Consider the following 20,967-nt stretch of genomic DNA (forward strand, 5'->3'; position numbering starts at 1 on the left):
TGACGATGAAAACTCCAACCGATACGACTCTCTGGACCTGCGGCGCTGACCTGGTGGTCGCGCAGCTTGAGGCGCAGGGCGTACAGCACGTCTTTGGCATCCCTGGCGCAAAGATCGATAAGGTTTTTGACTCCCTGCTGGATTCCTCCATTCAGACCATCCCGGTTCGTCATGAAGCCAACGCCGCGTTTATGGCCGCCGCAGTAGGCCGCCTGACAGGCAATGCCGGTGTGGCACTGGTCACCTCCGGACCGGGTTGCTCCAACCTGATTACCGGCATGGCCACCGCCACCAGCGAAGGCGATCCGGTCGTCGCCATCGGCGGCCAGGTGAAACGCTCGGACAGCGCCAAGCAGGTTCACCAGAGCATGGATACGGTGTCCATGTTTCGCCCGATCACCAAATATGCGGTTGAGGTGACCGATCCCTCTGCGCTCTCTGAATGCCTGTCGAATGCATTTCGTCACGCCGAGCATGGCCGGGGCGGAGGCGCCTTTATCAGCCTGCCGCAGGATATTGTCGACCAGCCGGTGACCGGCAAAGCACTGAGCAGCAAAGGCCGTCCGGTGCTGGGTGCCGCGCCAGACGCGATGATCGACACGGTCAGCCAGGCCATTGCCGGGGCGAAAAATCCGGTCATCCTGCTGGGATTAATGGCGAGCCAGCCGGAAAATAGCGAAGCCATTCACGATCTGCTGAGCCGCAGCCACATTCCGGTCACCAGCACCTATCAGGCGGCGGGCGCGATCAGACAGGATCACTTCTCACGCTTTGCCGGTCGCGTCGGACTGTTTAACAACCAGGCGGGTGACCGGCTGCTGCAACAGGCTGACCTGATCATCACCATCGGTTACAGCCCGGTAGAATACGAACCGGCGATGTGGAACAGCGGTAACGCCACCCTGATTCACATCGACGTGATTCCGGCAGAGACCGACAACCGCTACCTGCCGGACGCCGAGCTGGTGGGCGATATCGCCGCCACCGTGCGTAAACTGGCAGCACGCATTACCGCGCCGCTGCAGCTGACAGCAGAAGCCGCCAGCATTCTTGAAGATCGTCAGCAGCAGCGCAAACTGCTGGCGATGCAGGGTGCCAGCCTCAATCAATTTGCCCTGCATCCGCTGCGTATCGTGCGCGCCATGCAGGACATCATTAACAGCGACGTCAGCCTCACCGTCGATATGGGCAGCTTCCACATCTGGATCGCCCGTTATCTCTACAGCTTCCGTGCCCGCCAGATCATGATCTCCAACGGTCAGCAGACCATGGGCGTAGCGCTGCCGTGGGCGATTGGTGCCTGGCTGGTCGATCCGCAGCGCAAAGTGGTATCGGTTTCAGGGGATGGTGGCTTCCTGCAGTCCAGCATGGAGCTGGAAACTGCCGTCCGGTTAAAAGCCAATATCCTGCACATCGTCTGGGTAGATAACGCCTACAACATGGTGGCAATGCAGGAAGAGAAAAAATATCACCGCGTCTCCGGTGTCAATTTTGGCCCGGTCGATTTCAAAGCCTACGCCGAAGCGTTTGGCGCTGCGGGCTTTGCGGTGACCAGCGCAGCAGAACTGGAGCCGACGCTGCGTAAAGCGATGGATGTTCAGGGTCCTGCCGTGGTGGCTGTGCCGGTCGATTACGCCGACAACCCGCTGCTGATGGGTCAGCTGCATCTGAGCCAGCTTCTTTAATCTCGTAAAAAGGAAATCAGGATGAAAAACAGAGTGGCATTTGTAACCGGCGCAGGCCAGGGCATTGGTGAAGCGATCGCCCTGCGTCTGGCAAAAGATGGGTTGGCGGTGGCCGTAGCCGATTTCAATCAGGAGACTGCCCGCCTGGTTGCGGAGAAGATCAATCAGCAGGGCGGTAAAGCGATTGCGCTGAAAGTGGATGTCTCGCAGCGCGATCAGGTGATGGACGCTGTTGAAGAGGCGCGTCGCACACTGGGCGGTTTTGACGTCATCGTCAATAACGCCGGTATTGCGCCCTCGACGCCGATTGCTGAGATCACCGAAGCGGTGGTCGACAAGGTCTACAATGTCAATGTCAAAGGGGTGATCTGGGGCATGCAGGCCGCCATCAAGGCGTTTGCGGCTGAAGGTCACGGCGGCAAAATCATCAACGCCTGTTCGCAGGCGGGTCACGTCGGCAATCCAGAGCTGGCGGTCTACAGCTCCAGTAAGTTTGCCGTGCGTGGCCTGACACAGACCGCCGCGCGCGATCTGGCACCCGCCGGTATCACGGTCAACGCCTTCTGCCCGGGCATTGTCCGAACACCGATGTGGGAAGAGATCGACCGGCAAATCTCTGAAGCCGCCGGAAAACCCGCCGGTTACGGCACCGAAGAATTTGCAAAACGTATTACGCTGGGACGGCTTTCCGAGCCGGAGGATGTGGCCGCCTGCGTTGCTTACCTCGCCAGTCCCGACTCCGATTATATGACCGGTCAGTCGCTGTTGATTGACGGCGGCATGGTGTTTAACTAATCTCCCCTCGCCTGCTGCGTCTCTGCGCAGCAGGCTTCTTTCCTGACCTGGCGAACCGTTAATTTATTTTATCTGAAAAGCAATTACCCATCAGCCAGTTGCCTTCCTGTCCCCGTCTTTGCGCAGTTTTTGTCGCCGCAGAGATTAAAGCTGCTTATCACCCTGCCGATAAAACAGAGACTCCTCTCCCTGTTCGAAGCGACCATGTTAACGATCAACCATAACGAAACCGCCGCCATTACGAACAAATTGCGGTACGGTATTGACTCCGTTCTGGGACGAACGGTTGAACGGCTATCATCAGGGATGCGGATTAACAGTGCTAAAGACGATGCGGCAGGTCAGGCGATTGCCAACCGTATGACGGCCAATGTCAACGCCGACGCGGTAGTGGCACGCGGCCTTAATGACGCCATCAGCTATTCCCAGACCGCCAGTGGCGGCCTGGGCACTATCGTCGATCTGCTGATTCAGGCGCGTACGCTGTCGGTCCAGGCCGCTAACGGTACGCTGTCGGACGCGGATCGGCAGAGCGTCAACAACCAGTATCAGCAGATAATGGCTGGCATCAACGACGTTGCCGATCACACCGAAATTTTTGGGCGTTATCCGCTGGCAACCGATAATCCCGATCTGCCGCCTGCGAAACTGGGTAACGTTGACCCTATCAACGTAAAATTCCCGATCCCGGGCAAGAGTTACTCATTTACCTCGGGTGTGATCCCACTGGCCTATATCCCGGCAGGAGCAACGTCGATAAGCATTACGATTGACTCGCTGGGTCAGGATGACGATCTCCAGCTGTTTACCCGCGACGGCAAGCATCTGGCCGGTACGCCGCTGGACGGCAGTGCGCCTGATTACACCTGGGTCAGTAAAGGCATTACAGATCCGACAACGGCACAATCCCGCCTGCTGACCAGCAATAATGGTTTCTCCACTGGCGCGACCTATGACAGCGCACAGCTGCTGGAAGGCGGCACGAGCTGGGCGCTGGCGGGCAGTAACAGCAGCAGCTACAACGGGATGAACATCACCTACAGCGGTGACGGCGACCGTTATGAAGATGTCGCCAGCGGCGATTTCAACAACGGCACCAATACCGGCACCCGGCTGGAGCGCATCTCGCTGGACACCGTCAGCGAAGATTTGATTGTGGTGGTGGTCGGCAACGGCTCCTTCACCGGTAGTCTGACCTGGGGAAACCTTCCGGAACCTAAAGGCGTGCCTGCAACGCCGCCACATGAGAGTCGTCCTCTCGAAGTGATCACCAGCGCCGACTATGGTCAGCCGATCCAGTCGGATAGCATTCCCGCTACGCCGTCAGATACCAAAACGCTGGGACTGAACAACACTACCCTGCTGACCAGTGGCGACATCGCCACCACCATGAGGGCGCTGGATAAAGCGCTGGAGAAGATCAGCGGCTATCAGTCGCTCTACGGTGCAAAAATAAACCGTTACGAATCCAATCGTAACGTGTTGTCACAGCAGGGCGTGGATACTTCAGCGGCTCGCAGCCGCATTCAGGATGCAGACTATGCTGAAGAAGCGAGTCAGCTGGCGCGCAGCCAGATTATTCAGCAGGGACAGACAGCCGTCAGTAAGATGGCCAATAAAACCCCTGAGATGATTATTCAGCTGTTAGGCAGCCAATAACGTTAACCGGCTGAGCATCATGGCTCAGCCGGTTACCCTGTTTCTCTACCACTCTACTACCCGCCTGATTCAGCCCCAGCTGGCCCGAAACCCCGGTTACACTTCATCACCCTTTGATCTCAGTCACACAATCTCGTTTAAGAACCGTTTAAAGATGATCGTGATCACCCTTCTTTGTTAAAGAAATGCTAAATACTGACAACTATTTATTATCATCTTTGAATGCAGGGTTAATTAAAACAACAGGTTAATCATTACCACGCTAAGTAATTACCTGAATTTTCCTGCCGGTATGTAACTTTTTCATTACTTTTCCGCCATTGCGAGGGCTGTTAATTTGCTGACGATACTGGGTTTTTCCATGGTTGTTTGCTTCATGTATCTGATCATGACCAAACGTATGTCAGCCTTGATTGCGCTGATCCTGATACCAACCATATTTGCGCTGATTGGCGGTTTTTACGCAGGCCTGGGTGCCATGATGCTGGATGGCGTCAAAAAGCTGGCTCCGACCGGTGTAATGCTGACCTTCTCCATTCTCTATTTTGGTCTGATGATTGATGCCGGACTGTTTGACCCACTGGTGCGCTTTATTCTTCGGATGGTGCGCGGTGACCCCCTGAAAGTGCTGGTCGGAACGGCGGTACTAACACTACTGGTTTCTCTGGATGGTGACAGCTCTACCACTTACATGATTGCCATTGCCGCATTTCTGCCGCTCTATCACCGGCTGGGCATGAACGTGCTGATGATGACCTGTCTGGTCAACCTCGCCAGCGGCATCATGAACCTCTCTCCCTGGGGTGGCCCGACAGCGCGTGCCGCGGCGGCACTGCGTATTGATGCTCTCGACATCTTTATTCCAATGCTGCCCGCGATGCTGCTCGCCTGCGTCAGCCTGGTAGCGATGGCGGTGCTGTTTGGCCTGCGTGAGCGTAAACGATTAGGCGTGATGACCATGAAAGATCACCATCTCGACAACATCGAGCTGGGTCTGGGCGATGCCGAAGAGTGCGCTGCCAACCGTCGCCCGAAGATGTTCTGGCCTAACTTTATCCTGACCACCGTGCTGCTGGTGCTGCTGGTGATTGGTTTAATGCCGATTCAGATCCTGTTCATGCTGGCGTTTGCCATTGCAGTGATGCTCAACTATCCCACGCTGGAGGAGCAGAAAGCCCGTATCAGTTCCCATGCCGGTAACGTGCTGGCGGTGACCGCATTAATTTTTGCCGCCGGTATTTTCACCGGCATCCTCTCCGGTACCGGCATGGTTGACGCCATGGCGAAGAGCCTGCTGGCGGTAATCCCGCCCAGCTTCGGACCTTACCTGGCGGTGTTTACCGCGCTGGTCAGTCTGCCGTTTACCTTCTTTATGTCGAATGATGCCTTTTACTTCGGCATTCTGCCGGTTATTGCCCAGACGGCGGCCAGCTACGGTATTACTGCAGAAGAGATTGCCCGCGCTTCTATTGTCGGCCAGCCATTCCACCTGCTGAGTCCGCTGGTGCCGTCTGTCTACCTGCTGGTGGGCCTGGCGAAAGTCGATATCGGCGACCACCAGCGCTTTGCCATCAAGTGGGGGATTCTGGTCAGTCTGGTATTGATGGCGGGCGGTCTGCTGACCGGTGCTTTCCCGCTGTTCCACAGTTAATTTTCTGCTTTCTGGCGGATAACCGGCTTTTTTTGCCCGGTTATCCGCTTCACCGCTCCGCCTGTTGTTTCAACCCGCTCTACACTCTATAGCCAGGCTAATGTGCTGCGTGCCGGACAGGCCGTAGTCTCTCAGAGATTTTGCCGATGACCCTATGGAGGCCCGATGAAAATTCACCACCTTAACTGTGGCTGTATGTGCCCGCTGGGCGGCGCGTTTTATGATGGATTCAGTAAAGGCCTGAAGGCGCACCTGGTCTGTCACTGCCTGCTGATTGAGACAGACCGCGACGGGCTGGTGCTGGTCGATACCGGCTTTGGGCGGCAGGATATCCATACGCCCGGCAGTCGCCTCTCGGGCTTTTTCCGCGCCTTAAACAATATTCAGCGGCGCGACGATCTCACCGCCTTGTCACAGGTGAAGGCGCTGGGCTTTCGGGCTGACGATGTGCGCCATATTATTCTGACCCATCTCGATTTTGATCATGCTGGCGGACTAACCGATTTTCCGCAGGCGCGTATCCATCTGATGCAGCAGGAGGTCGATACCGCCCACCAGCGTCACAGCTGGCTGTCGCGTGAGCGCTATCGTCCCGGACAATGGGGCGGGATCAGCAACTGGGAAACCTATCAGCCGCAGGGGGAAACATGGTTTGGTTTTGAGGCGGTTAATCGCCTGCGGGATTTACCCCCGGAGGTTCTGCTGGTGCCGCTGGCGGGCCATACGCCGGGTCACGCGGGCATTGCCATTCAGCAGCCCGATGGCTGGCTGCTGCACGGCGGCGACGCCTGGTTCTACCGCGGCGAAATGCGGCAGCCGACGCGCCACTGCACGCCAGGATTGCGTTTTTACCAGTGGATGATGGGCATAGATAATGTGGCCAGACGGCACAACCAGCAGCGACTGCGTGAACTCTCCTGCCAGCGCGGCGGCGAAATCACCTTTTTCTGCAGTCACGATGCGCGTGAGCTGGATGCGTTGCAGGTCAATGCGCCGCTGCGCTGATGGGTTATCTGACTGCCTGTTTCTCTGCGAGAAACACCGTACCATCAGTTTCTCAAGAGAAAACACGTCGGTGATGGTACCCCAGTCTTCTCACCTGACTTCCCTGTCATAGCTTATCATTGTACAATGACTTGTATTACTTACTCTGTGGAGGTTCTATGAGAGCAATCAGTTACAGCGAAGCCCGACAAAATCTGTCTGCCACTATGGTTCAGACGGTTGAAGATAAAGCGCCGGTATTAATCACCCGCCAGAACGGTGAATCCTGCGTGCTGATGTCGCTTGAAGAATATAACTCACTGGAAGAGACAGCCTACCTGCTGCGGTCACCTAAGAATGCTCACAGGTTAATGGATTCCATCGAAAGCCTGCAAAGCGGTAACGGGACTGACAGGGATATTATTGAGTGAAACTGACCTGGTCCGAAGAAACCTGGGAAGATTATCTCTACTGGCAGGATACCGATAAAAAAACGGTCAAAAAGATTAATGAGTTGCTAAAAGATGCCAGCAGGACGCCTTTTGAAGGCAAAGGAAAACCCGAGCCATTAAAGCATAATCTTGCAGGCTTCTGGTCACGCAGAATTACGGCAGAACATCGGCTGGTTTATGCCGTCAGTGGAGACGCTTTATTAATCGCCTCATGCCGTTATCACTATTGAAGGGCTCATAAGCTTACCCCTGAGCCCTTATAGTGCAGCCGTTTCAGCGGCGGCGTCATTCAGTGCAATCCAGTTACGCCGGATCGCCTGTCCTCTTTTTCAGCTGTGCGGAAAGCCAGGGCGCAGTCAGACTCTCAGCCGATGTGCTGACCGTTTCCGGCGTACCGCATGAAACAATCCTTCCGCCTTTAAGACCGGAACCAGGGCCCAGATCAATCACCCAGTCCGCTTCAGCCACGATGCGCATGGTGTGTTCCGCCATCACGACGGTGTGGCCGCGCGTCACCAGTTCATCCAGCACAATCAGCAACTTATCCATGTCAGAGGGATGCAAACCTGTAGACGGTTCATCAAGCAGATAGAGCGTAACTGTCCGCTGGACACGCTGCAGCTCCCAGGCGAGCTTGATGCGCTGACACTCACCGCCAGAGAGTTCCGTGGCGGGCTGACCCAGTGTCAGGTATCCCAGCCCCAGAGATCGCAGAGCCGACAGTGAACGCTGGATCCCGTCATACCCGTCAAACACCCTGGTGGCGTCGTCTACGGTGAGATCAAGCACATCCGCTATGGTCAGGTCGTTCCACTTCGCCTCCAGCGTTTCGGGGTTGTAACGGCGTCCCGCACAGACCGAGCAGGTTGCGGTGGCGCTGGGCATAAAGAGCAGCTCAATCGAAATCTGTCCCTGTCCCTCGCATGCAGGACAGCGACCCGCGGGCAGATTGAAGGAAAACCGGCTGGCGCTGAAACCTCTGGCTTTCGCCTCGGGGGTTTCTGCAAACAGCCTGCGGACGATATCGAAAAAGCCGGTGTAGGTGGCCAGATTGGAGCGTGGCGTCCGCCCGATAGGACGCTGATCGATTCTGACCAGACGGCCAATGGCGTCATTTCCGCTGACAACCAGCCCCTTAACGTCCGGGACCAGGTCCTCTTCCTCACCCTCTTCACTGTCAGATGTTTTATCAAAACGTCCGAGCATTTCCGGAAGCACGCGATTCAGCAGCGTCGATTTGCCGGAGCCGGAAACACCGGTAACCGCCGTCATTCTCGCCAGCGGGATAGCGATATCCACGCCGGTAATATTGTTGCAATGGATCTGCTCAAGCCTGAGCCAACTCTCCGCGGGCCGGCGCTGGCGCAGTCCGGTATAGCTGCGGGAGAAGAGATAGCCAGAGGTGGGTGAAGCGTTGACGTCTTTGAGGCCTGCCGGTTCACCGTTATAAACAATCTCACCGCCATGCGTACCCGGGCCGGGACCGACTTCGATGAGCCAGTCCGCCTCGGCAATGAGATCAATATTATGCTCGACGACCACCAGCGAGTTACCTGCACGTACCAGGTTCTTCAGGGATGCGAGCAGCGCTTTGACATCATCGGGATGCAGACCAGCAGACGGCTCATCCAGCACGTAAAGCACACCAAACAGCCGCGATATCAGCTGGGTGGCCAGACGTACGCGCTGCAACTCGCCGGATGAGAGCAGCGTGGTGCGGCGTCCCGGTGCCAGATGCCCCAGACCCAGCGTCTCAAGCTGTTTAAGCCGCATGCAGATATCTGACGCCATCCGGATAACGGCTTCCCGCAGTGCCGCCTCGGCAGGCAGATCTGATGATGAACCGTCTGCATAAGGCCTCAGCCGTTCAGCAAGTTCAGATACCGACAGCTCACTCAGGCTGGCAATGTCATAACCGGCAAAGGTCACGGATAGCGCGTTCCGGTTTAACCTTTTGCCGTGACACGCTGAACAGGGTGTGACCGTGACAAAGCGCGCCAGCCGTTTTTTCGTCGTCTCGCTGCCATTGGAATAGCTCTGCAATACGATTTTTGCTGCGCTGGTGTACGTGCCGGTATAAGCGGGCTCTTCGCCCGCCGCCAGCGCGTTTTCACGCTGTTCAGCATTCAGACCGACAAAAATCGGCACCGATGGCTGTTCGTCAGTCAGCAGTATCCACTGCTGGTCGCGGGCTGAAAGCGTATTCCAGGGTGCATCGACATCGTAGCCGAGCGTCTCAAGGATGCTGCGCAGGTTTTTGTTATGCCAGCCTCGGGGCCATGACGCGATAGCCCCCTGGCGGATACTCAGTGAGCTATCCGGCACCATCGACTCGGTTTTAACGGTGTGCACTCTTCCCAGCCCCTGGCAATGTGGACAGGCACCCTCAGGATTGTTAGGCGAGAAATAATCGGCGGTCATAAACGGCACACCGTCAGGCCTTGTGCCCGCACGAGAAAACAGCAGACGCAGCGTGACGGAAATACGGGTCAGGCTGCCCACCGTTGAACGCTCCTGCGCGCCAGCCCGGCTTTGCTGAAGCGCCACCGCGGGCGGAAGTCCGTCAATGTTATCTACATCTGGCGCAGCGGCCTGATCGATCAGGCGACGGGCATGGGGTGAAATCGACTCGATAAACCGGCGCTGGGCTTCTGCATAAAGCGTGTCAAAGGCGAGTGAGGATTTTCCGGAGCCTGAAACCCCGGTAAACACCACCATGGCATTCCGGGGAAACCGCAGCGACACATCCTTGAGATTGTGTGTTCTTGCACCCTGTACTGAGACATAAGGATCAATGTGCTCGTCAGCGCGATAAGTATGGGCGTTGTCTTGTTCTGTCATGGTGTCCCTGTTTGATGATGCACGGCAGATTAACGACAACCTGCCGTTAATAACTGAAAATTGCAGAGGCTGACCCGGCTTTCGGGCTATCCGGCCCGTTACGAGCCAGAAACACCAGCAAGGGTAGTCAGGGATTTCAGACAGCACAACGCGGGGGCGACTGATTCAGGGCTGTAAAAAAGAACAGCACATAAAAAAGCCCGCGCAGGGCGGGCTTTAGTTACCGGACGCTCATCCTGTCGGATTGAGCTGCGCCTGCGAGTGATGCGAGCGGAATATTGAACATTTTATGCAGGTTCCGGATCATCGGCAGCGTCAGCGCACGCTTATGATTCAGTACCTCATAGACGCGGTTCATGCGTCCAATTGCCGACACCAGGTTTTTCGCTGTTAGCCCCATCTGCTCCATGCGGAATTTAATCGCCTCCACTGGATCAGGTGCCTCAATCGGATAATGTTCCTGCTCATATTTTTCGATAAGCAGGATCAAAACTTCCAGAAAGTCACCGGCTTCACTTCCCTGTTCTGGCTCATTGTCGAACAGGAGAGATACGGCGGCCAGACCGGCTTCATAATCTGCTTCACTGTGAATCGGTTTGATTTTATAAGTCATCACATTTTTACCGTATTTGCGTTTACCCTGCCGTATTCAGCATGCGTTCCTGCAAACTTTATGTAGACCGCCTGAAACCTGTAAACCGTACGTCGTTTTATCTTAAGATGATGGCTGTATCATTGCACGCTCAGCAGAAACCAAGCACATGAGCACAAAAATCGCGTCCAGGTGTTCAGCGCCGGTTGTGAACGTTTCGCTGGCAGGCAGGCACACATAATGGTCATTTCGGGCCGAAAAGACTGAAAGGCGATCCCGCGCCGGAGATTTAATTCAAAATTACTCTACACGTAAAAAAAACCCGTCAGCGACGGGTTTTTTCAGACCTGAAAGATGAATATCACCGCGACAGCATTACGGTTTTTTAAACTTATCTTCGACCTTCTCTTTTGCTTCGGCGATTTTATCACCGGCTTTTTCCGCGAAACCCTCTTTATGCGCAGGTTCGCTGCCTGGCGTTACCGGACGGCTGTCGTCAGCGCGCGCCTGACGCGTGCTTTCAAGTAACGGATCGGCCACAGTACGATTCCCGGTCAGCCGGTCTGCGCCGAGAGGATCTGTACTGGCATGGTCAATATCCACTTCCTGACGGCGTACCGAATCGTTAATGGTTTCAACCCGATCGCTTGTCTCTTTACGTAACACCACCTCTTCAATGATCTCCGCGGTCTTATTAATCACGGGCTGCTCATGCGTCTCTTCCACTTCAATCGTTTTTTCAGACCAGTCAACATGAGTAGGTGATCCTGATTCATTCACCGGACGACGGAATATTGCGGCGTGCTGCTCATGCAGCGAGACATTTTCTGAGACCTGATCGGTGACAGTGTAGCGGCGCACGCGGGTTGAACCTTCGCTAACCAGTCGTTTACCTACTTCCAGTCGCTCTTCGGCCAGACGCAGCACATCCTCGTCACTCTCATCACCGGTCAGGGCTGTACGCGCCGCGCTGCGCTGGGCAGGATCGGTATGGAGCGGATCGATGGCACCCTTATCCTGAAGCGTTCCACTGGCGGGCGCTGTCAGGCCATCATCAGTCGCATAGTCATCAGGCCGTGCGGCACTGCGCTCGGTAAGCACTTCATGGGCATCAAGGATGCCCAGGGCACGAGGTAACTCATCTTCATCGGCCCGCAGCGACAGCACTACACCGCCGGTACGCATCGCATCTTCATAGACTTCAGCCTGATCCTCTTCCAGCGTGTTGCCAAACAGGCGCTGCCAGAAGCCCGGATGACGGGCTTCATGACCTTCAGTGCGCAGCCGCTCACCGGAGATGATATCAATGTCATCATCCAGGAACCCGGCCTTAATCAGGTTACGCTTTGCACCTTCTGCCAGTGAGATATTGCTGAACATTGTTACAATTGTTTCACGCGCCATGTTGTGTTCCTCGGTGATGGATTCGGATGGCTCTGAATAGGGTATTCGGGTCAGATGAGCCTGCTGCCGGCGCAGGGAGACAATCTGTTCTATCTCCACCTCGCTGACGACTTTGCGAATGTGCCACTCCTCTTTCAGCACCAGATGACGGACGATCTCGACCTCTTCCTCGACAATCGGAATAATCAGGACGCCATTTTCTTCACGGATCGCCGGCATCTCAGTCAGCCGCTCCGATTTAGGAATGCGTTGAACGTCCGCCGTCTGTTGCCGGAGCATCAGCGCAATTTTCTGCTGATGTTCAGTCACCTGGCGGGTGACTCTGACATGACCGTCGATGACCCGCTGTTTCGAGACCTCAACGGTTTCCTCCGCCAGACTTAAGACCTGTTCGCTACTCTCTGATCCTGGTTTTTCAGGAGGTTGATTATTCATGGTTAACCTGCCTGTGATACAGAGCGATCATTTGTACTTTCCCTGACCTTGAGCATAAGTGACTGCTTTTCGGTTAGTTAAAGCCTGGCACAAACAATGACAAAGGAAAGTAAAAAGCAGAAATATGCCGCGATATGAAGATAACATGGCGCTAAAATCGGATAAGCGATGCGGCAGATAAAAAGAGGATCTCAGGGTCAATTGCAGTGAAATCTCTGTTTTCAGGTAAGCCAAAGAGAAGGGGTCAGGCAGTGAGCACGCCTGGCGTGCCTCACCTCAGGGGTTGATCCATCCGCTTTCCTGCCGTTCGCCATGGGCAGGATAGTGAAACAGTGCGCGCTGATTTTCATTGCGCTGAAGCTGATACGCATCCAGCATGTTGACCTGCACAATCATTACGCCAAAACGCGATTCGCCAGTTTCCGCTGCCGTCGCGACAGGTGTCTCGTGAGCGGGGGCCAGCGCTTCTCCCGGCGGCCCGGCGATATACGTCTGGCGCGTGTGCTGCGGTAACGTACGCCAGGCGTTACGGGCAACTGCACTTCCCGCTGCGTAACACTCAGCCTGTCCCACCAGCCGTAGCTGGAGGCGGCGCTCATGGCAATATCCCAATACGGTAACCTGGGGATTCGCCGCCATCTCCTGCCACTTTGGACTACGCACATCGGTATAAAAGGTCAGCGTCCGGCGTACATCATGGCACTCGCGCAGTACCACAGTACGTGCCTGAGGCCGTTGTGCAGCATCCACGGTAGCGAGCGTCAGATAACGAAATCCAGCCTGCGGATCGGCGGCAGCCTCTGTCAGTGCTGCCCAGCAGGCTATTTCAAAAGTTTTCAGATCCATTGGAAATTACTCTCATCAGGGACAATGTCAGCCATCTGGCTAAAAGCGTAGCAATGATGTGAGCAGATGGCCTGCCCGCTCCGCTCTGACAGGAAAATATGATCCGCGAGTCGCCGGGTAATATCGCGCAGGGTGAGACAGCCGCGGGATTGCGAAACGCCTTGCAAAGTCGCGAACGCGCGTGCCATCAGTCTGCCGCTCCGTGCTATCTTTGCGCCATCACCTTACCGTCTTGTCCGCAGGGAATGACACTATGTCTGCTGAAAAGTCCGCTGAAGTTCGGCCAGAAATGCCCATTGATGTCACCTCGCCACGCCTGACCTATCGGCCACTGAAACAGGAAGACTGGCCCTTTTATCTTGCGCTCAGTCAGGACAGATCGGTGATGAAGTACATCAGCGATCCGCGCAGTGCTGAAGAGATCCGAACCCTGTCATTCGACGTACGCCTGCCAGCCTGGTACAAAGGCTGCACACACTGGCTTTGCCTGGTCATTGAGGAAAAAACGACGGGTCTTCCTGCTGGCTTCTGCGGATTTATCGATCGTGGAGGAGGTGTTGCGGAGTCCGGATTTATTCTGGCCACGGAGGCACAGGGCAAAGGCTACGGCAGCGAGTCGCTGCATGCCATTATCGCCTTCTGCTTTGAGCAACAGGGTTACCGCAAAATGACCGCAACGGTGACGGCTGGCAATGTCGCCTCTCGCCGCACGCTGCTCTCCGCAGGCTTTATTCAGGAAGGCACTCTGCGGCAGAATTTCTTCCTCAATGGTCAGTGGCAGGATGACTGGATTTTCGGATTACTGAAACAGGCGTACCGGCCCGTTCGCTGATCCGGACAGACAGACGGGCGTCGATCGTCCCCTTTCTTCGACTGCCAGGGTCAGAGGGTTCAGGGTAATGTGACATCGTAACCGCTGGCAACAGCGGGCACAGAATGCTCCTCGCCGTACAGCATCGCTTCAAAGTCCGCCGGTGTCAGTGGCCGGCACAGGCCATTGCCCTGCATAATGTGACATCCGGCTGACGTGACAAAGGCGATCTGCTCTTTGTCTTCAACCCCTTCAGCAGCCACCCGAATACCCAGACTTTTGCCGAGTGCGGTGATAGATCGGAACATCATTCGCACCCGCATGCTGGAGTTGAGCTCGTGCGTCAGCGACTTGTCGATTTTGAAACCTGCCACAAAGCTGTGGCGCAGCAAATTAATGGCCCCCAGCGTGCGTCCATAATGATCAATGATAAATGAGGCACCGGTCCGGCGCACCGCTTCAACCTGAACCGGCATATCCTGCACCAGTACAGCCAGCAGAGGCTCATCCACTTCCAGCTCAACAAAACCCGCATCGCCGTCGGCACTCTCGCGTATAACGGTTTCCAGGCTGTTCCCTGTCAGCTGACGCGGAAAAAGATTGATGCTGACGCGAAGCTCGGGGGATCGCACCTGCCACTGCCGGACCTGTGCCAGGGCACTGCGGATGATCCATTCCCCCAGCGTTACGGAAAGCGGGCTTTTAACCAGCATGCCGATAAAGTCGGCAGGCAACAGCAGCCCACGTGTCGGGTGTTGCCAGCGTACCAGCGTCTCGCAACCCACCAGCTTTCCACTCTCAACGTCGAAGCGGGGCTGATAGTAAAGTGTGAACTGCTGCTGCCGCACCGCCGTTTCCAGTTCGCGCTCGAAACGGCGACGCTGCTGCTCCGCTTCACGAAACTCGGGCATAAACAGGATACTGCAGCCTTTGCCTGAGGCTTTGGCACGGTAGAGTGCCAGATCAGCGGCGGACATCACCGCAGAGGGATCGCGACCGTGATCCGGGTAGGAAGCGATACCGGTGCTGGCACCGACCACAACCGGCGAGTCGTGATAGCGGAACGGCGTCTGTACGGCCGCAATCAGTTTTTCCGCCGTAATCGCCGCCTCAGCGCTGCCGCCCGCCAGCAGGATCACAAATTCATCGCCGCCCAGCCGCGCAGCCGTCACGGCACCGGTACACACCGCACGAATCTGCTCGGCAACGTGACACAGCAGCGCATCGCCTGCTGCATGTCCCAGCGTATCGTTCACCTCTTTGAAACCATCAAGATCGGTCATCAGTAAGGTGTAGGGAACGCCCGCTTTGGTCAGTTGCCCAACCTGATCCATGAACGCGCTACGGCTGGCGAGTCGCGTCAGCATATCCAGAGAAGCCAGCTCACAGAGACGCGCCTCACTTTCATAGCGGGCCGTGACGTCACGGATGATCATGCCCACCAGCCGCTCGCCCTCTTCACGCCAGCCCGAAAAAGAGACTTCTGCCGGGAATTCACGGCCGTCACGCGTGACGCCCCATATCTGCAACGAACGAGGATGAGAGATAGCCGCTTCGTCTGAGGTAATCCGGGCCAGCTCGTTACGGTAGTCAGTCTGGCAGCGCGCCGGGATCAGCTCGCTGACATACTGACCTCTCATCTCCTCTGCGCTGTAGCCGAAGAGAGCAGTGGCTGCCGGATTCCAGAAGGTGATGCCGCGCCGCAGGTCCGTACAGACAATGGCGTCGGGTGAGGTGGATGAGATTGCCTGAAGCCGCTGCTGACTGGTGTAGCGCAGTAACTCCAGACGATGCATCTCCATGCGATCCATCACCAGCGCAGCTATATCGGCCAGATGCTTCCGATCTTCTGAAGTCAGCAGATCGCGCGGATGCGTGTCGGTCAGGCAGACGGTGCCAATATGATGACCATCCGGCGTTGAGAGCGGGATCCCGGCATAAAAGCGGATAAAGGGGTAGCCATGAACCAGCGGACTGTCGCGGAAGCGGGGATCTTTCAGCGTATCGGGCACGCAGAGGATATCGCCCTGCGCCAGCGTATGGTGGCAGAAGGCGACGTTGCGCGATGTACCGGAAATATTCAAACCGTACCGTGAAGCGAAAAACTGTCGCTTCTCATCAATAAGCGATACAAACGCAACCGGTACGCGGAACAGTCGCGCGGCAAGCGTGGTAAGGCGATCCAGCGCATCGCTCGGCGGTGAATCCATCAGATGATACTGCTTAAGTGCATCAAGGCGAGCCGCCTCGGCATCATGATAAACTGGACGTTTCAGCGTAAATCCCCTCTGATGTTATCTGCTGTGGCCGGCATGACGCAGCATGAAGAGGACACGTTCAATCAGACAGGACGCGCAGAACTGGCTGCCGACCCGCTGCCGGAAGAAAGGCCCGTCAGTGAACTCTGCAGCAAAAGCCCGCCGCCATGAGCCCGATAAAGCCGGCATCGCAGACAGCGGGATGCCGGTTAATACGTTATGCCAGGCAGTGAGATCGTGACGGTACGATGGTTAATAACGGACCATGCCAGAACAATCCTGCCAGAGCAGATAAGACGCGCGAAATAATGCGCTTCGCTTAGCTCTTTATATCGGCCTGAAATACGTTAACTTCAGCGGAAAATAGCGGCAGAACGCCTTACTTTTTAAGCTTTGGAACCAGTTCGAAGTGCGGATGCTCTCCTGCCAGCAGCATCAGCAGTTCATATTCTCCCTGGCTGAGCAGGGCAGGATTTTTGGATGCTTCTTTGGTCTGCCAGACTCGCTGGCTAAGGTCGAAGCGTTCAGCTGCAATCTCCTGCGAAAGACCGGCCGCAAGACGCAGCTCACGTACGTTATGCTGAACGGCAACAGGCCGCTGTAAAATCTGATTTCCCATATGAAACGCTCCGCATACGGTGCCCCGGTGAGATGGCCAGACAACCGAATTCACCTGTGGCCAACACATAAATTTGAGTTAAGCTTTAAATGCGCGGCAATCCGTAATCGTCAGGAAAGCGTAAAGCTCAGGTAAAACCACAGGTATAAACTGTAATTAAATTTATTTCGTGAACCGGATAATTATTGCGCACTAAAAATAATCATCGCTGTTCTGAATAGTGATAATGCTCAGCCCGTGGTTAACATTCACCACCGTCTTTAAAAATGACCGTTTCATTCAGCGATAAAAAAAGAGTGAATATTAACGGCTATTTTATTTTACAGAGCCGTTATCTCCGGATGAATAAAATGGCCCATCAGGCTATGCCTGACCGGCATCCGCACAGCCTATTGTTTTTCATCGGTATAACGCGTCAGTTTGCCACTCCGACAGCATGAAGCGGCAGGGTGAAGCGGGTAATGACGCTGCCCAGCGTTTCAGTCTGTCCACTGAGGCTGCCTGCTGTTGCCGAAACCTGCTGGACCAGCGTTGCATTCTGCTGCGTTACGCGGTCAAGTTCAGCCACCGCCACGGTGACCTGGGCAATTCCTTTGCTCTGCTCATCCGAAGCCAGCGCAATCTGTCCAATCAGTTCATTGACGCCACCGACACCGCGCAGCACGGCTTCCATAGTCGTTCCTGCACTCTCTGCTGCGCGTCGGCCATCATCCACGCGTGCCTCGGTATCAGCTATCAGCTCTTCGATCTCCTTCGCGGCTGCAGCACTTCGCTGTGCCAGTGAACGTACCTCACTGGCAACCACCGCAAAACCACGGCCCTGCTCGCCCGCACGGGCGGCCTCTACGGCGGCGTTGAGCGCCAGAATATTGGTCTGAAATGCGATGCCATTAATGGTGGTGGTGAACTCCCGGATTTTCTCTGATCCCTGTGCGATGCTGGTGATGGCTGCCGTCACCCGCTGAACCAGCTCCACGCCCTGATGGGTCGTATCCGTGGTACTGGCAGCCAGTTCACGCGCTTCACGGGCATTCTGTGCATTGTGACGCACGGTAACCGTGATCTCTTCCATGCTGGCGGCGGTCTGTTCCAGCGCAGCGGCCTGAGTGGAGGTCCGGTCGGAGAGATCGGCGTTACCCGCCGCGATGTCGCCAGCCTCACGATGAAGAATGGCTGCGTTGTCGTGAATAGCGCTGACCGTCTGCAACAGACTGTGCTGCATCTCTTTCACCAACGGCACCAGTTGCCCGACGCAGTTGCGACCCAGATCTTCCGGCTCACGCGTCAGATCACCTCCGGCAATAATTTTTAAATGACCGCGGATTTTACCGACCGGACGCACCAGATGGACGACCAGATAGCGGTCGCAGAACAGCAGCAACGCGAATGCTGCCAGCAGTGCCGCCAGCAGTACGCGCTCGAGCTGACGCCGGTCAGCGTTAAGAAGAGCCTGATTTTGTGCCAGCTGCTGCGTCACGCTATCCAGCTTCGCGCGGGTAACCGTTGCATACTCTGAGGGTGAGGTCGTAAGTGCTGCGCGAAAGCTATCCCAGTCAGCACTGGCCGGCGTTAAGGCGATCAGGCCATTTTTATCTGCGCCTGTTCCGCCCTGCATGACAAGAGCGCTGTGCGTCAGAAAACTTAGCTGCTGCGTCAGCACGGCTGAGCGATCGGTCTGACGAAAGATGTCCCGCACGATCTGACTGCTGTAGCCACCTGCCAGCGCGACCACGCCCAGTGAGACGATCATTATCCACAGCACAACGCGGCGAATAGTGAAATGCCTGAGTGAGTTCATGAGGTTTTCCCCGATGTTGTCATTGGTGTAGTTAAAATTAAACAAAAATAAGTTATGTCATCTACTTTAATGCGTTATTATATAGCACGCTATGTTTGTTCTTACTATCCTGGCAGGATATTTCGTAAATTAAAAGTTTTTAACGACAAAATAATAGAATCGTCATTCTTAAAATATTTCGTTAAAGAAAAGTGATTTGCTATTCTGTTCAGGTCTGGCAGGCGGTGTAATAAAAAATAAATCGTCATGGCTCTTTCTTTTTACATAAATAGTCTGTAGTCATGACGCTATAACCTTCAATTTTTCTGTTTAATTTCGCTCCGTAACCAGACGGTGCGGAGGAATTCATGCTCATGAGCCTTAGCGGCGGCGACGATTGCCGTACGCGAACCCTGCACGCGCTGCGCAGTAACGACGAGAGTCGTGACGATGTGTTGCGACAGTTCGTCCGACTGGCCAGCCAGGCCATTGGTATTCCCGGCAGCTTTATCTCCGTTCTGGATGATGAGATGCAGCACGTCAAAGCGGCGCACAATTTCACACTCACTCATTCCACGCGACAGGACTCGCTCTGTCGGCACGCCGTGGACAGTGACAGCACCGTGGTGGTGCCTGATACCCTGCTTGATAGCCGCTTTGCTGACCATAAGCTGATTACCGGCGCGCCTTTTATCCGTTTCTATGCTGGCGTGCCGCTTAAAAGCAGTACCGGTCTGATTCTGGGTACGCTCTGCGTTACCGACACGGCACCTCATCGCTTCAGTGACGATCAGGTAACAATGCTGAAAATGCTCGCAGCGCTGGTGATGTCCTTTCTTGACGCCTGGTACTCGGCTGGCTTTGCCGACCCGGTAACTGGCCTGCCCAATCGTCAGCGTCTGATCCGCGACCTGCAGTTCCTTGCGACCTCCGGAGACACCACGCCACGGCGGCTGGTGCTGATTGACTGTATCGATATGCCGCGTGCCTACGAACTGGCACGCTCAATGGGCATGGGGCCGGTTGAGAGCCTGCTGAAGGATGTGGCGACACTGCTGCCGCTGCGTCTGCGCCCTGCCCCAGGAGAAATGCTTTACACCGTAGCAACCGGACGCTTTGCCCTGCTGACACGGCAGGAGAGCAGACTCACTGCCAGCTGGGTGGCCAATAAGCTGGCCGGGATCAGCGCCGATCTTGGTGATGGGCTGTCGGTTGCGCTGATGACCCATACCGGTGAGGCAAGTTTCAACACGGGTGAATTGCCTGCCCAGGAGATCCTGCGGCGGGCAGTCAGCGCGTTGCACGAAGCCATTACCCGCAACGTTGCCTCAATGCCGTTCAGTGAAGCCACGGATACGCGCCATACCCAGGATTTCACCCTGATGCATGACCTGGCCACTGCCATTCGCGAAGATAAAGGGTTATGGCTCGCCTGGCAGCCGAAAATCTGCCTTCACAGCGGTAAGCCGATAGGACTGGAAGCGCTGATCCGCTGGCAGCATCCCCAGCGCGGCGAACTTTCGCCTGCGCAGTTTTTGCCCGTTGCCAGGCAAACCCAACTGCTTACCGAACTGACCGCCTGGGTCATAGAGCACGCCATCGCCCGCCTTGCCCGTCTTCGCGACAGCTATATTCAGCTGCCCATCACCATTAACGTCAGCAGCAGCGATTTTTCCCGTGACGGTTTTGCTGACGAACTGGAAGAACAGATGCTAAGAGCGAAGCTGCCGGTTTCGCTGCTGGGCATTGAGTGTCTGGAAACGGAACGGATTCTGGAAAGCCCGACCGCGATGCAGGGGCTTGAGATGCTGAAGCTACGGGGATTTGGTATTTCACTGGATGACTTCGGTACCGGCTACAGTAACATCAGTTATCTGCGGCGCATGCCGCTGGATGTGATCAAGCTGGACCGCTCACTGATCAGCGAAATTTCGTCTGACACTGCATCGCGTGTTATTGCCCGCAGTATTATTGCAATGCTCAAAGACCTTGATTACATGGTGCTGGCCGAAGGCGTGGAGAATGCGGAAACCGTTACGGCGCTGACTGAGTTCGGCTGCGACCAGGCCCAGGGATTTTTCTACTCCAGGCCGCTACCGGAAGCGGCGCTGGATGAGTGGCTTGGCTGGCGATTACGCAGTAAGTGCTGATCCTGACT

The 20,967-nt window shown here is 55.7% G+C and carries 16 protein-coding genes; 9 read left to right on the forward strand and 7 right to left on the reverse strand.

The annotated features are described in order from the left end of the window. Nucleotides 1-5: 5 nt before the first annotated feature. The 7 genes from alsS (at nt 6) to ACTJKZ_RS18550 (ending at nt 7,456) form a co-directional block, all read left to right on the forward strand. Nucleotides 6-1,685, forward strand: a complete 1,680-nt coding sequence (gene alsS, locus ACTJKZ_RS18520; RefSeq protein ID WP_161736307.1) for an acetolactate synthase AlsS — start codon at nt 6-8, stop codon at nt 1,683-1,685. 21 nt (nt 1,686-1,706) lie between these two features. Continuing rightward, the gene (locus tag ACTJKZ_RS18525) at nt 1,707-2,480 is read left to right on the forward strand and encodes a (S)-acetoin forming diacetyl reductase (protein WP_161736306.1); all 774 of its coding nucleotides are present in this window, start codon (nt 1,707-1,709) and stop codon (nt 2,478-2,480) included. Nucleotides 2,481-2,684: 204 nt separating this feature from the next. Further along, nucleotides 2,685-4,139, forward strand: coding sequence for a flagellin N-terminal helical domain-containing protein (locus tag ACTJKZ_RS18530; protein WP_440829921.1), 1,455 nt, complete (start codon nt 2,685-2,687; stop codon nt 4,137-4,139). A gap of 337 nt (nt 4,140-4,476) precedes the next feature. Further along, a complete protein-coding gene (locus ACTJKZ_RS18535; protein WP_161736640.1) occupies nt 4,477-5,790 on the forward strand; it encodes a CitMHS family transporter in 1,314 nt (437 codons plus the stop codon). A gap of 165 nt (nt 5,791-5,955) precedes the next feature. Further along, complete coding sequence (locus ACTJKZ_RS18540) at nt 5,956-6,795, forward strand: MBL fold metallo-hydrolase (RefSeq protein ID WP_161736639.1); 840 nt, start codon at nt 5,956-5,958, stop codon at nt 6,793-6,795. Between the two features lie 158 nt (nt 6,796-6,953). Continuing rightward, the gene (gene yefM, locus ACTJKZ_RS18545) at nt 6,954-7,205 is read left to right on the forward strand and encodes a YoeB-YefM toxin-antitoxin system antitoxin YefM (RefSeq protein ID WP_222925667.1); all 252 of its coding nucleotides are present in this window, start codon (nt 6,954-6,956) and stop codon (nt 7,203-7,205) included. After that, nucleotides 7,202-7,456: a Txe/YoeB family addiction module toxin gene (locus ACTJKZ_RS18550; protein WP_161736637.1), complete on the forward strand. Its 255-nt coding sequence runs from the start codon at nt 7,202-7,204 to the stop codon at nt 7,454-7,456. The genes yefM and ACTJKZ_RS18550 overlap by 4 nt, the downstream gene beginning before the upstream one ends. A gap of 73 nt (nt 7,457-7,529) precedes the next feature. On the opposite strand, the gene ACTJKZ_RS18555 is transcribed toward ACTJKZ_RS18550, so the two are convergent. The 4 genes from ACTJKZ_RS18555 to ACTJKZ_RS18570 all read right to left on the reverse strand — a co-directional run bounded on the left by ACTJKZ_RS18555 (nt 7,530) and on the right by ACTJKZ_RS18570 (nt 13,344). Then, on the reverse strand, nt 7,530-10,067 hold the full coding sequence (locus ACTJKZ_RS18555; RefSeq protein WP_440829922.1) for an excinuclease ABC subunit A: 2,538 nt from the start codon (nt 10,065-10,067) through the stop codon (nt 7,530-7,532). Between the two features lie 220 nt (nt 10,068-10,287). Next, nucleotides 10,288-10,680, reverse strand: coding sequence for a helix-turn-helix domain-containing protein (locus ACTJKZ_RS18560; RefSeq protein ID WP_222925669.1), 393 nt, complete (start codon nt 10,678-10,680; stop codon nt 10,288-10,290). Nucleotides 10,681-11,034: 354 nt separating this feature from the next. Beyond that, the gene (locus ACTJKZ_RS18565) at nt 11,035-12,498 is read right to left on the reverse strand and encodes a YsnF/AvaK domain-containing protein (protein WP_440829923.1); all 1,464 of its coding nucleotides are present in this window, start codon (nt 12,496-12,498) and stop codon (nt 11,035-11,037) included. Nucleotides 12,499-12,774: 276 nt separating this feature from the next. Beyond that, complete coding sequence (locus ACTJKZ_RS18570) at nt 12,775-13,344, reverse strand: pyridoxamine 5'-phosphate oxidase family protein (protein WP_161736633.1); 570 nt, start codon at nt 13,342-13,344, stop codon at nt 12,775-12,777. A 253-nt stretch (nt 13,345-13,597) separates the two neighbouring features. Here ACTJKZ_RS18570 and ACTJKZ_RS18575 point away from each other — a divergent pair, with 253 nt between their 5' ends. Then, nucleotides 13,598-14,176, forward strand: a complete 579-nt coding sequence (locus tag ACTJKZ_RS18575; RefSeq protein ID WP_440829924.1) for a GNAT family N-acetyltransferase — start codon at nt 13,598-13,600, stop codon at nt 14,174-14,176. Nucleotides 14,177-14,235: 59 nt separating this feature from the next. On the opposite strand, the gene ACTJKZ_RS18580 is transcribed toward ACTJKZ_RS18575, so the two are convergent. The 3 genes from ACTJKZ_RS18580 to ACTJKZ_RS18590 form a co-directional block, all read right to left on the reverse strand. Next, the gene (locus ACTJKZ_RS18580) at nt 14,236-16,365 is read right to left on the reverse strand and encodes a putative bifunctional diguanylate cyclase/phosphodiesterase (RefSeq protein ID WP_222925673.1); all 2,130 of its coding nucleotides are present in this window, start codon (nt 16,363-16,365) and stop codon (nt 14,236-14,238) included. 427 nt (nt 16,366-16,792) lie between these two features. Beyond that, nucleotides 16,793-17,032, reverse strand: a complete 240-nt coding sequence (locus ACTJKZ_RS18585) for a transcriptional regulator (RefSeq protein ID WP_161736630.1) — start codon at nt 17,030-17,032, stop codon at nt 16,793-16,795. Between the two features lie 415 nt (nt 17,033-17,447). Beyond that, nucleotides 17,448-18,830 (reverse strand): methyl-accepting chemotaxis protein, encoded by a 1,383-nt coding sequence (locus ACTJKZ_RS18590; protein WP_161736629.1) that lies wholly within the window; start codon nt 18,828-18,830, stop codon nt 17,448-17,450. 347 nt (nt 18,831-19,177) lie between these two features. Here ACTJKZ_RS18590 and ACTJKZ_RS18595 point away from each other — a divergent pair, with 347 nt between their 5' ends. Further along, complete coding sequence (locus tag ACTJKZ_RS18595; RefSeq protein WP_222925675.1) at nt 19,178-20,959, forward strand: GGDEF and EAL domain-containing protein; 1,782 nt, start codon at nt 19,178-19,180, stop codon at nt 20,957-20,959. Nucleotides 20,960-20,967 lie beyond the last annotated feature (8 nt).

This window comes from Pantoea sp. 22096 (assembly GCF_052045955.1).
GTDB classification, from domain to species: Bacteria; Pseudomonadota; Gammaproteobacteria; order Enterobacterales; family Enterobacteriaceae; genus Pantoea; species Pantoea alfalfae.